This is a genomic window from Enterococcus sp. AZ071, from assembly GCF_050499065.1.
In the GTDB taxonomy this organism is placed as follows: domain Bacteria; phylum Bacillota; class Bacilli; order Lactobacillales; family Enterococcaceae; genus Enterococcus_A; species Enterococcus_A ferrettii.
The window spans coordinates 983,952-996,052 of record NZ_JBIPAS010000001.1 but is presented as its reverse complement, the minus strand read 5'-3'; the positions used below and the strand labels follow the sequence as shown (position 1 = coordinate 996,052).

Sequence of the window (12,101 nt, the reverse complement as noted above, 5' to 3'; positions counted from 1 at the left end):
AGTTGAAGAGACTGCTAATTTTAGAAGATGGTACGGTATTTGAAGGAGAAGCTTTTGGTGCTGAAGCCAACGTGTTTGGCGAGATTGTGTTTACAACAAGTATGACTGGTTATCAAGAAACCATTACAGACCAAAGCTTTAACGGACAAATCATTACCTTTACTTATCCAATGGTCGGGAATTACGGGATCAACCGTGATGACTATGAATCAATTGCTCCAACTTGTAAAGGGGTTGTTGTTAAGGAACATGCGCGTCGTGCAAGCAACTGGCGCAACCAAATGACCTTAGATGAATTTTTAAAGCGCAAGGGAATTCCTGGGATCGCAGGAATTGATACTCGTGCATTAACGAAAAAATTACGCAATCACGGAACTATGAAAGCCAGCATTGTTGATTCTGGTGATCAATTCCATCATGCCTTTGATCAATTGAAAGCAACTGTTTTACCAACCAATCAAGTCCATCAGGTTTCAACTGTTACTCCTTACCCAAGCCCTGGCGTTGGCCGTAATGTTGTCGTCATCGATTTTGGTTTAAAGCATAGCATTTTGAGAGAATTATCTCGTCGGGAATGTAATTTGACGGTTATGCCTTACAATACCGATGCAAAAACGATTTTGGATTTGGCTCCTGACGGTGTGATGTTGACGAACGGACCAGGAGACCCTAAAGATGTGCCAGAAGCGATTGAAATGATTCAAAAAATTCAAGGGAAAGTGCCAATTTTTGGAATTTGCTTGGGTCATCAATTATTCTCACTGGCAAATGATGCTGACACGTATAAAATGAAGTTTGGCCACCGGGGATTAAATCATCCGGTACGAGAAATCGCAACCGGACGGATTGATTTTACTTCACAAAATCACGGTTTTGCGGTGGATGAAGCAACAATTGACTCTACAAAATTAATGGTAACGCATGTGGAAGTAAATGACGGAACGATTGAAGGGGTAAGACATCGCCACTACCCAGCCTTCAGTGTGCAATTTCATCCGGATGCTGCGCCAGGACCACATGATGCACTACATTTATTCGATGAATTTATGGAAATGATGGACGCATGGAAGGAGCAAGCATAAATGCCAAAACGCACAGATATTAAAAAAATCATGGTCATCGGTTCTGGACCGATTGTCATTGGACAAGCAGCCGAATTTGACTATGCTGGTACGCAAGCTTGCTTAGCTTTAAAAGAGGAAGGTTATGAAGTTGTTTTAGTGAATTCTAATCCGGCAACTATCATGACTGATAAGGAAGTTGCAGATTCAGTTTATATCGAACCAATTACGTTAGAATTCGTTTCCCGCATCCTGCGTAAGGAGTTACCAGATGCAATCCTGCCGACTCTCGGTGGGCAAACGGGATTAAATATGGCAATGGAACTGGCTGCTTCTGGCATCCTAGATGAATTAAACATCGAATTGTTAGGTACGAAACTTTCGGCGATCGATCAAGCGGAAGACCGTGACTTATTTAAACAGTTGATGGAGGAATTATCCCAGCCAATTCCTGAATCGGAAATTGTAAATACGGTTGAAGGAGCAGTTGCTTTTGCTAATACAATCGGTTATCCAATTATCGTACGTCCAGCTTTCACACTAGGTGGAACCGGTGGGGGTATGTGTGACAATGAAGAAGAATTGCGAGTGATTGCTGAAAATGGCTTGAAGCTGTCACCAGCTACTCAATGTTTGATTGAAAAATCAATCGCCGGCTACAAAGAGATTGAGTATGAAGTAATGCGTGACTCAGCTGACAATGCGATTGTAGTATGTAATATGGAAAACTTTGACCCAGTAGGCGTTCATACTGGTGATTCAATTGTTTTTGCCCCGAGTCAAACCATGTCTGATTATGAATACCAAATGCTGCGGGATGCCTCCTTATCAATCATCCGCGCCTTGAAAATAGAAGGCGGTTGTAACGTTCAGCTGGCATTAGACCCTCACAGCTTTAATTATTATGTAATCGAAGTGAATCCGCGAGTGTCTCGTTCATCTGCCTTAGCAAGTAAAGCAACTGGTTATCCGATTGCTAAACTCGCAGCAAAAATCGCGGTTGGATTAACCTTGGATGAAATGAAGAATCCAGTAACGGGAACAACCTACGCTGAATTTGAACCAGCCCTAGATTATGTGGTTGCGAAAATTCCCCGCTGGCCTTTTGATAAATTTGAATCTGGTGAAAGAGTACTAGGAACGCAAATGAAGGCAACAGGTGAAGTTATGGCAATCGGCCGTAACATCGAGGAATCCCTACTGAAGGCTGTTCGTTCGTTGGAAATTGGTACTTATCATGTAGAAATCGATGAATTTAGTGAAGCAACCGATGAGCTTTTAACTGAAAAAATAGTCAAAGCTCAAGATGATCGCTTATTCTATTTAGCCGAGGCACTGCGTCGTGGATACACTATTGAAGAGCTCAGTGAACTGACTAAAATTGATTTATTCTTCCTGGATAAATTATTACACATCGTTGAGTTAGAAAATGAACTGGCTCAGCATGTAAAAGATGCTGATGTAGTGAAAAAAGCCAAGCAAAATGGTTTTGCTGACAAGAAAATTGCTAGCTTGTGGTCAATGACTGAAAAAGAAATCAGCGACTTTAGACATGAAGCGAAAATTTTACCTGTTTACAAAATGGTAGATACTTGTGCAGCTGAGTTTGAGTCGCAAACGCCATATTTCTACAGCACCTATGAATTTGAAAATGAAAGCATTCGTTCAGATAAGGAATCAGTGTTGGTATTAGGTTCTGGCCCAATCCGAATCGGTCAAGGGGTTGAATTCGATTACGCAACTGTTCATTCAGTAAAAGCGATCCAATCAGCTGGCTATGAAGCAATTATTATGAATAGTAATCCTGAAACGGTATCGACAGACTTCTCAGTCTCTGATAAGCTTTACTTTGAACCTTTAACCTTAGAGGATGTTATGAACGTAATTGAACTAGAGCAGCCAATTGGTGTTATTGTGCAATTTGGTGGTCAAACTGCAATTAACTTGGCAGAACCTTTAGTGAAAAACGGTGTCAAAATTCTAGGAACTAGTATTGAGGATTTGGATCGGGCGGAAGATCGTGACCAATTTGAACAGGTTCTTAAGAAACTAGGTATTCCCCAGCCGGTAGGCGATACAGCTACCAGCAGCGGAGAAGCCGTGGTTATTGCTGATCGAATTGGTTATCCAGTATTGGTACGTCCAAGTTATGTACTTGGTGGACGGGCAATGGAAATCGTCGAAAACCAGGCGGACTTGGAAGACTACATGGCAAATGCGGTAAAAGCCTCTCCAGAGCATCCAGTGCTAGTCGATCGTTACATGGTGGGTAAAGAATGTGAAGTAGATGCCATCTGTGACGGTAAAACAGTTCTGATTCCAGGGATTATGGAGCATATCGAGAGAGCTGGAGTTCATTCGGGAGACTCGATGGCAGTTTATCCGCCGCAAACCTTCTCACCTGAGATCATTGCAACGATTGAAGACTACACGCGAAAACTAGCTTTAGGTATGAATTGCATCGGCATGATGAACATTCAGTTCGTTATCCATGAGGAACAGGTTTATGTAATTGAAGTGAATCCGCGGGCTAGTCGGACGGTACCGTTCTTAAGTAAGATTACTAATATTCCAATGGCGCAAATTGCTACTAAAGTAATTTTAGGAAACAGCTTGGAAGAATTAGGCTACAAAGATGGTTTGTATCCTGAAAGCAAACTGGTTCACGTAAAGGCTCCAGTCTTCAGCTTTACTAAACTGCAGAAGGTTGATACCTACTTAGGGCCTGAAATGAAATCAACCGGGGAAGTAATGGGTTCAGACCGCAGTCTGGAAAAGGCTTTGTATAAAGCCTTTGAAGCAGCGGGATTGCATCTGCCAGATTATGGTGCTGTCCTATTCACTGTTGCGGATGAAAATAAAGAAGAATCTCTAGACTTGGCGAAACGCTTTACTGATGTGGGCTATAGTTTGATCGCCACTGCGGGCACTGCCAAGTATTTTGAAGAAAATGGTTTAACTGCTAAAACAATTGCCAAGATTTCTGAGTCATCAGAAGACAACGTAGTGGAAATGATCCGCCGCGGCGAAGCTCAGGTAGTTATTAACACCATGGATAAAAATCGCCAGAATTCTTCGGAGGACGGCTTCATTATCCGTCGCGAGGCAGTTGAACACGGAGTGCCATTATTCACTTCGCTAGATACGGCAAATGCTATCTTGCGGGTAATGGAATCTCGAGCATTCTCCATTCACGAAATTTAAGCCAGACACTTTTGTCTGCTAGTAAAAAATCTATACTCGATTTCAGGCTTCGCAAGCTGAGTGTGTTTGCGGAGCCTTTCTTAAAGGAGGCCATTATGAAACAAGAAATGATGACGATTGTTAGTCAGCAGCAATTAGCACCAAGAATTTATGAAATGGTTTTAACCGGCAAGCTGGTTGAGCAGATGAATAATCCCGGCCAGTTTATCCATATTCGGGTACCAAGAGCGGATTTATTACTTCGTCGTCCGATCAGTATTAACCAAATTGATCGTGAAAAATCTACCTGCACAATTATCTATCGGGTTGAAGGGGACGGCACCAAATTTTTTTCGGAGCTAGAAGCTGGCGATCAGTTGGATGTTATGGGTCCTTTAGGAAACGGCTTTGATTTGTCAGGTTTGAACCAAGGAGATACAGCATTTATCGTTGGTGGCGGCATTGGTGTCCCTCCTTTGTATGAGTTGTCAAAACAACTAACGAAACAGGGTGTGCAAGTCATTCATTTCTTGGGCTTTGCTTCGAAAGAATTTGTCTACTATGCCGAAGAGTTTCAAGCATTAGGAGATACACGCTTTTCAACTGATGACGGCAGCTTTGGTCTTCAAGGGAATGTTGGTAATTTATTGCTGGCAACTCAGGAAAAACCAACTGCAGTTTTCGCCTGCGGAAATAATGGTTTGCTGAAAACAGTAGAACAGCTATATGGGGAAGTAGGTAATGTTCAATTGTCTTTAGAATCACGAATGGCTTGTGGTATGGGTGCTTGTTATGCCTGTGTCTGCCATGTTGCTGACGAACCGAGCAAGAGTGTGAAGGTCTGTGATGACGGACCAGTATTTCAAGCAGGGGAGGTTGTTTTTTAATGAATCCATTAGCCGTTAAATTACCAGGCTTAGATTTGAAGAATCCAATCATGCCGGCAAGTGGCTGTTTTGGATTTGGCAAAGAATATGCCGATTATTATGACTTGAATCAGTTAGGTTCAATTATGATTAAAGCCACTACACCTCAATCTCGGTACGGCAATGAGACTCCACGGGTGGCCGAAACACCAAGTGGTATGCTCAATGCAATCGGTCTACAAAATCCAGGCCTAGAAACAGTTATGAACGAAATTTTACCATCTTTAGAGAAATTTGATCAGCTGCCGATTATTGCCAATGTGGCTGGAGCTTGTGAAGAAGACTATATCGAAGTCTGTGCCAAAATTGGCGATGCATCGAATGTTAAAGCGATTGAGCTGAATATCTCTTGCCCTAACGTAAAACATGGCGGAATTGCTTTTGGAACTGATCCAGAGGTGGCTTATCGTTTAACTAAAGCGGTAAAAGAGGTCGCCAGTGTACCAATATATGTTAAACTTAGTCCAAATGTTACCGACATTGTTCCAATTGCTAAGGCAATTGACGAAGGTGGAGCAGATGGTTTTACTATGATTAATACCCTCTTGGGCATGCGTATTGATTTGAAGACTCGCCAGCCGATTTTGGCTAACCAAACCGGAGGACTTTCTGGCCCGGCAATCAAGCCTGTGGCGATTCGCTTAATTCATCAAGTAGCTGGGGTTAGCGACTTACCGATTATCGGTATGGGTGGCGTGCAAACAATTGATGATGTGCTGGAAATGTTTATGGCAGGCGCTAGCGCAGTGGCAGTGGGGACAGCTAATTTCACTGATCCGTATATTTGTCCCAAATTGATTGATGCCTTACCAGCAAGAATGGCTGAGTTAGGTATTGATTCACTGGAAGAATTACGCAAAGAAGTCAAGGAGGCCAGAAGATAATGGAAAAACGACCAATTATTGCACTTGATTTCTCTTCAAAAGAAGCAATCAAGACATTTTTAACGCAGTTTCCTGCGGAAGAAAAATTATTTGTCAAAATCGGCATGGAGATTTTTTACCAAGAAGGTCCTAGTATTGTTCGTGAGCTGACGACTGACGGGCATGACGTTTTCCTTGACCTGAAGCTGCACGATATTCCAAATACAGTAAAAAAAGCGATGAAGGGCTTAGCAAGACTTGGTGTTCGTATGACTAACGTTCATGCTGCTGGTGGAATAGAAATGATGAAGGCTGCTAAAGAAGGTTTAACTGAAGGTACAGCTGCTGGAAATGCAGTTCCAGATCTAATTGCGGTTACCCAGTTAACCTCGACCAGCGAAGAGCAAATGCACCGAGATCAATTGATTCAAGTACCGTTAAACGAAAGTGTTGTGCACTATGCTAAGTGTGCCAAAGAATCCGGCTTAGACGGTGTGGTATGCTCTGCTTTGGAGGTAGAAATAATCCACGCTGCGACCAGCGATGATTTTATTTGTTTAACGCCGGGGATTCGCCCTAAAGGTGCTAGGATTGGTGACCAAAAACGGGTAATGGATCCGCAGCAGGCACGGGAAATTGGGTCAAATTATATTGTAGTGGGACGCCCGATAACTCAATCAGAAACACCCTATCAAAGCTATCTTCAAATCAAAAAAGAATGGAACGGTGAAGAATGAGAACAGTTGCAGAAAACATCGCCAAAGATTTATTAAAAATTGAAGCAGTCTTTTTAAGTCCCGATGAGCCTTTTACTTGGGCTAGCGGAATCAAATCACCTATCTATTGTGATAACCGGATTACGATGAGTTATCCTGAAGTTCGTCGCGAAATTGCCAAGGGACTGGCTGAAGAAATCAAAGCCAACTATCCAGACGTAGAAGTGATTGCTGGAACTGCTACAGCAGGGATTCCTCATGCTGCTTGGGTAGCTGAATTATTAGATCTGCCAATGGTTTATATTCGCAGCAAAGCTAAAGGTCATGGCAAAGGCAACCAAATCGAAGGTCGTATTACTGAAGGTCAAAAGATGGTAGTTATTGAAGATCTAATTTCAACTGGGGGCAGTGTGCTGGAAGCAGCTAAAGCAGCTAAACGAGAAGGTGCTGATGTTTTGGGTGTTGCAGCTATCTTTACTTACGAATTAGACAAAGGTGTTGAAAAATTCAAGGCCGCAGAAATGCCATTACTGACTTTGACTAACTATTCAACTTTGATTGAAATTGCTTTAGAAGAAAACTACATTAATGAACAACAACTAACTCTTCTGAAAGAATGGCGTCAAAATCCAGAAAATTGGTTGAAATAAGTAATGACTGCTCCTCACTAGATTGTGAGGAGTTTTTATCTGTTTTTAGTGCTTACACCAAGCCTAAAAAAGGTTTTAATGGTATATTTAAGAGCAGTGGAGGGATGAACATGTACCAAAATTTCATTGAAAATATTCGGCTGCGGCGCTTTGTTGTATTAGCCGTTCTTATTCTAGTGATTTACCTTTCTCGGTCGTTTATTACGATTGCTTTATTAACCTTTATATTTACCTATTTGTCATCAAAAATTGTGAAATTGTTGCATCGCTATCTGAAGCTGCCTAACGCTGCCGCGACGATAGGACTTTACTTAATAGCTGTTTTTTTGCTCTATCTTTTGTTCGCTAAGTATGCGACGATCTTGGCTCAACAGGCGATTCAAACCTATAATTCCTTGCTGCGTTTTTACCAGCATACAGAATTTGATTCAACAGGAGTTACTAACTATTTGTCCAAGTATTTTGAAACCCATAACTGGCAGGATAAATTAGAAAGTGGTGCAGGGATTATTTTCCAGCAATTGCAAAATGTTGGTCGGGTTGCCGTGTCGTTTTTCTTATCCTTTTTACTAAGTTTCTTCTTCATGATTGAAAAGGAACGAACTTTTCAGTTTTCACGACATTTTTTGAATAGTGACTATGACTGGTTTTTCCAGGATGTTCATTATTTTGCTAAAATCTTCACTGAGACCTTTGGAGTCGTGTTGGAAGTTCAACTGATTATTGCATTAGTTAACACAGGGATCACTACTGCAGGCTTAGCCTTAATTGGATTTAATCAGCTGCCGTCTTTAGCGATTATGATTTTCTTTTTAAGTTTGGTTCCAGTTGCGGGTGTAATTATTTCTTTTATTCCGCTTACGTTAATTGCCTACTCAATCAATGGTTTGCAGACAGTAGTCTATGTTTTGCTGTTGGTTATGGCTGTTCATGTTGTGGAGTCGTACATTTTAAATCCCAAGCTGATGTCCAGTCGAACGAAGCTGCCAATTTTCTATACATTTGTTATTTTACTGTTAAGCGAACGCTTTTTAGGGGTTTGGGGATTGATTGTAGGAATTCCGATTTTCACCTTCTTTTTAGAAGTTATTCATGTCCAAATAAAAAGAGAGCCTAGGAAAAATTAATTTCCTGGGCTCTTCTTTAACGCTTCGATGGTCTGTTCTTCAGGTGTTACATACAGCGTTTTTTGATTTTCATAAATCACAAAGCCTGGTTTCGCACCGTTTGGCTTATGAACATATTTTACAGCCACATAATCAACTGGAACCTGAGCAGAGTGTCGGAACTTGGAGAAGTACGCTGCTAATTCAGCCGCCTCCAACAAGGTTTCATCGCTAGGAGTCTCATCCTTTATGATGACATGTGAACCAGGTATATTTTTAGCATGTAGCCAAATATCTGTTTTACGCGCTTTTCTCAAGGTCAATTGGTCGTTCTGCAGGTTATTTTTACCCACTAAAATTTGAGTGCCGTCACTGGCGTAAAAAGTCTCTGGTTGAGAAGGGGCCTGTTTGCGATTTTTTTTCGTTTTTTTCTTTTTCAAATAACCACTGGCGACTAATTCTTCTTTAATAACTTCGATATCCATTGGACCAGCAATTTCTAATTGCGCTAAAATTGATTCTAAGTAAGCTAATTCTTCTTTAGCTTCATCGATCTGCTTGTAAATTAACTTTACCGCATTTTTTAGTTTTTGATAACGTTGAAAATATTTTTGCGCATTTTGATTAGGAGTCAGAGCTGGATTCAAACGAATCTTAATCAACTTGTCTTCTTCGTAATAATTTGGCAGTTCAACTTCTTCGGCACCCCTAGGCACTTGAGTCATGAACGTAGTTAAGAGTTCTCCATCGCGACGAAACTCTTCAGCGTTTTCTGAATCTTTTAGCGTCTTTTGTCGTTTTTCCAGTTTGGTTTGATTGCGTTTGATTTCGTTTTCGACTCGCTTGATTAGTTCGTTGCCCAGCTGCTTTACGCGATCTTTTTCGGCTTTTTCACCATAATAAGCGTCCAGCAATAAGCTGAGAGATGGATAACTTACTGGTTCGGAAAAGGTTTTGAACAGTAACGGTGCAAAAAACTCTTTATTATTTTTTATACCTAAAGTTGGCTGAATCTGGTCTGTTAAGTCTTGCCAAAAGCTCTGCCAGACATCCATTTTACGATTGGGCTGCTTGTTTAGGCGATAGGCCAACTCATCAGCAGTATCTCGACCTAGGCCTTGAAATCGCTGCTGCAGATAGTTACCAGTCATCTCTTCGGCGGTAGAAAGTACGTGAAAGACATTTTCTTTAGTAACGTTAAAAGGATTTTTTTGATCCTGCTTTGGCGGAGTAACATATTCACTGCCAGGTAAAATAGAACGATAAGTATTTTGTGAATGACCAACATGCTTAATCGCATCCAAAATTTTCCCTGTTTGACTGTTTAGCAAAACAATCGTTGAGTGGCGTCCCATCAATTCCACAATTAACTCGATATCCTGCAAATCGCCTAATTCATTCCGTTTGGTAAAGGTAAAGTGGACCACTCGGTCGTTTTCAATTTGCAAGATATCTTCTAAAATCGCCCCTTCTAAATGTTTTCTAAGCATCATGACAAAATTAGGTGGGGTATCTGGGTTTTGATAGGCAATTTCTGTTAGCTGAATCCGAGCATAGCTAGGGTGAGCCGAAAGTAGTAGTCGATGGTTTTTGCCTTGTGAGCGAATCACTAAGACTACTTCGTTTTCATAAGGTTGGTGAATTTTAGAAATACGACCACTTAATAAAGAGGCCCGCAATTCATTCACCATTGCATGGGTAAAAACTCCGTCGAATGACATCTTTTTCCCTCGTTTCTTTTCATAGTGTCTCTATTATAACGAAAAATTTGTCAGTGACCAACAAAGGTCACTGACGAATTTTAGTTGCTAAGCGTTTCTTTATAAGCTGCCAGTTCTTCCAGCAGTATAATTAGCTGCTTTTCAGTTTCATTTGGCAAACGATCATAGCCATCATTAATTGTCTTTCTTCGTTGAATAAAAGATAAACGTGTTTCAAATCGCTCGATTAATTTTTGGATATAATTGGCATCTTCAAAAGGTGGAACATGTCCATCAATAGGTAGATAAGATAATACTTTTAAAGGGCCAAAGGTTTTGAATTCTGCCGTATTTTCAACAATTTTTTCTATGGAAGAAAGGGTATGTTGAGGTGTTACATCGTTTCCTTCAAAAATACCTGTATTTAACATGTAACAATCAGTCTGCTTCTTTTGGAATAATTCCAAGAAATCTTGGTAATCTTCAGCCAATGGAAAGCTTCGAAACGGATTGGCAAAAGGTTCTATAACTAATTGATCCGCTTTAGCATTGACGATATTTTCAGCAGTGGAACGTTTAGTGGCTAAAGTAACACCAAAAACGGCCGCTAGACAAGGATCATTTACCTTCATAACTGGTGGCAAACTGTCATCCTTCATAATCCAAAAGATGCCGTCAATCTTCTCATCAAGATGATCTACTCGATTCTCAGTAGCAAATCGACTCTTAATGCTGCGCCCGTTACCATTACGAATATCTTCCGTCACTAATACTTTATTTCCATTTTCATTTAAAGTAATCCCAACGTTTTGAGCAGTAACTACATAGCTTAGCTCTTCACTGCTGCTGGTATAATCCTGCGTTTTATCAAAATAAGAGGGCTCGAGAGCAGTGGTTGATCCTTTTTCTTTGGAGATAACAAAAGCATCGTCATGTAATACTTTTATATCATATTTATTTTGATGCTTAGCCAAGGTAATGGTTGATTTACCTGAGCCAGATAAACCAAAAGCTGCCATTGTGTATTTGCGATTAGCAGTACAGTATTGTTTCATTCCCCCATGACAGGCAATAAAACCGTTGCGGTGAGCTGTTGCCCATGCTAAAGTCAAGGTGGCTTTCTTAAGTTCGCCAAAATAGCGTAAACCAAGGACTGCTGTACAATTATGACGTGAATCAACTACAACCAATCCGTTAGGAAAATCAGGATGCTTCCAGTCTGGATCAGCTAGTAAGTAGATATCGCCTTCAGGGATTGCTTCTGAGTTAGGATAGAAACTCACTGATTCCTGCGCCATTTGGAAATTTAATAAATAAGTGTATAAATTAGCGGCGTATTTCTTTGGCAGCATCAAGTGGGACTGCATGGAGAATTCCTGATCTAAGCCAACAAAGACGCTTCCTTTGTAACACTCTTTAGCGCCAATTTGAAAGACAGCTTCACGCAAAATCTTATCATAATAAGCTTGATCGATATCGGAATGTCCAATAATTCGTCGGGCAGCTGCTGTTCGACCGACAATTTCACCGTCATTGGAAACCAGAACTTTCGTGTCGGTGGGTAAACCTAATTCCTCCGCGTGTCTAACAGGTAAATCTGTAACGACAACATCTTGAGAATTTTGCGCTAACTGATAGGCTTCGGACAGGGAACTAACGGTAGTGACATTGTTTCCATAAAAAGCGGTTTCAATAATCGTTCGAGTGCTGGAAAAGATAGGATTTGCGATTGTAATATCGGTTTGCTTAAAATGCTGAATGCTACTCATATGGCGTCCTCCTCTGCGAAATATATATTATTATAATAGCATTAAAAACTAAGGTGTACAAACGATAAAAAAACATAATACGATGAGAATATTTCAACAGATAGATTAAACTAGTCAAGAGACAGAG

Annotated in this window: 9 protein-coding genes; 7 read left to right on the top strand and 2 right to left on the bottom strand. The window is 40.8% G+C overall.

The features are described from left to right. Positions 1-2 precede the first annotated feature (2 nt). The 7 genes from IGI49_RS04860 to IGI49_RS04830 all read left to right on the top strand — a co-directional run bounded on the left by IGI49_RS04860 (position 3) and on the right by IGI49_RS04830 (position 8,526). Positions 3-1,082: a carbamoyl phosphate synthase small subunit gene (locus IGI49_RS04860; protein ID WP_207701329.1), complete on the top strand. Its 1,080-nt coding sequence runs from the start codon at positions 3-5 to the stop codon at positions 1,080-1,082. Continuing rightward, positions 1,083-4,265 (top strand): carbamoyl-phosphate synthase large subunit, encoded by a 3,183-nt coding sequence (carB, locus tag IGI49_RS04855; RefSeq protein WP_429963599.1) that lies wholly within the window; start codon positions 1,083-1,085, stop codon positions 4,263-4,265. It abuts the gene before it with no gap. Between the two features lie 95 nt (positions 4,266-4,360). Beyond that, complete coding sequence (locus IGI49_RS04850; protein WP_429963598.1) at positions 4,361-5,131, top strand: dihydroorotate dehydrogenase electron transfer subunit; 771 nt, start codon at positions 4,361-4,363, stop codon at positions 5,129-5,131. After that, the gene (locus IGI49_RS04845) at positions 5,131-6,054 is read left to right on the top strand and encodes a dihydroorotate dehydrogenase (RefSeq protein WP_429963597.1); all 924 of its coding nucleotides are present in this window, start codon (positions 5,131-5,133) and stop codon (positions 6,052-6,054) included. Before IGI49_RS04850 ends, IGI49_RS04845 begins: the two co-directional genes overlap by 1 nt. Then, complete coding sequence (pyrF, locus tag IGI49_RS04840; protein WP_429963596.1) at positions 6,054-6,770, top strand: orotidine-5'-phosphate decarboxylase; 717 nt, start codon at positions 6,054-6,056, stop codon at positions 6,768-6,770. Before IGI49_RS04845 ends, pyrF begins: the two co-directional genes overlap by 1 nt. Continuing rightward, entirely contained in the window at positions 6,767-7,399 is a 633-nt protein-coding gene (pyrE, locus tag IGI49_RS04835) for an orotate phosphoribosyltransferase (protein WP_429963595.1), read from the top strand. The genes pyrF and pyrE overlap by 4 nt, the downstream gene beginning before the upstream one ends. A gap of 110 nt (positions 7,400-7,509) precedes the next feature. Further along, positions 7,510-8,526 (top strand): AI-2E family transporter, encoded by a 1,017-nt coding sequence (locus IGI49_RS04830; protein WP_429963594.1) that lies wholly within the window; start codon positions 7,510-7,512, stop codon positions 8,524-8,526. Here IGI49_RS04830 and efbA read toward each other — a convergent pair. Both efbA and IGI49_RS04820 read right to left on the bottom strand, forming a co-directional pair. Continuing rightward, positions 8,523-10,226, bottom strand: coding sequence for a fibronectin-binding protein EfbA (gene efbA, locus IGI49_RS04825; RefSeq protein ID WP_429963593.1), 1,704 nt, complete (start codon positions 10,224-10,226; stop codon positions 8,523-8,525). The two genes, IGI49_RS04830 and efbA, sit on opposite strands and share 4 nt — an antisense overlap. A gap of 80 nt (positions 10,227-10,306) precedes the next feature. Next, the gene (locus IGI49_RS04820) at positions 10,307-11,974 is read right to left on the bottom strand and encodes a phosphoenolpyruvate carboxykinase (ATP) (RefSeq protein WP_429963592.1); all 1,668 of its coding nucleotides are present in this window, start codon (positions 11,972-11,974) and stop codon (positions 10,307-10,309) included. Between the last annotated feature and the right edge of the window lie 127 nt (positions 11,975-12,101).

Bases quoted from the DNA above. Each gene is read 5' to 3' on its own strand.
- IGI49_RS04850 (WP_429963598.1), top strand. From the start codon at position 4,361: ATGAAACAAGAAATGATGACGATTGTTAGTCAGCAGCAATTAGCACCA.
- IGI49_RS04820 (WP_429963592.1), bottom strand. From the start codon at position 11,974: ATGAGTAGCATTCAGCATTTTAAGCAAACCGATATTACAATCGCAAAT.
- IGI49_RS04845 (WP_429963597.1), top strand. From the start codon at position 5,131: ATGAATCCATTAGCCGTTAAATTACCAGGCTTAGATTTGAAGAATCCA.
- pyrF (WP_429963596.1), top strand. From the start codon at position 6,054: ATGGAAAAACGACCAATTATTGCACTTGATTTCTCTTCAAAAGAAGCA.
- carB (WP_429963599.1), top strand. From the start codon at position 1,083: ATGCCAAAACGCACAGATATTAAAAAAATCATGGTCATCGGTTCTGGA.
- IGI49_RS04830 (WP_429963594.1), top strand. From the start codon at position 7,510: ATGTACCAAAATTTCATTGAAAATATTCGGCTGCGGCGCTTTGTTGTA.
- pyrE (WP_429963595.1), top strand. From the start codon at position 6,767: ATGAGAACAGTTGCAGAAAACATCGCCAAAGATTTATTAAAAATTGAA.
- efbA (WP_429963593.1), bottom strand. From the start codon at position 10,226: ATGTCATTCGACGGAGTTTTTACCCATGCAATGGTGAATGAATTGCGG.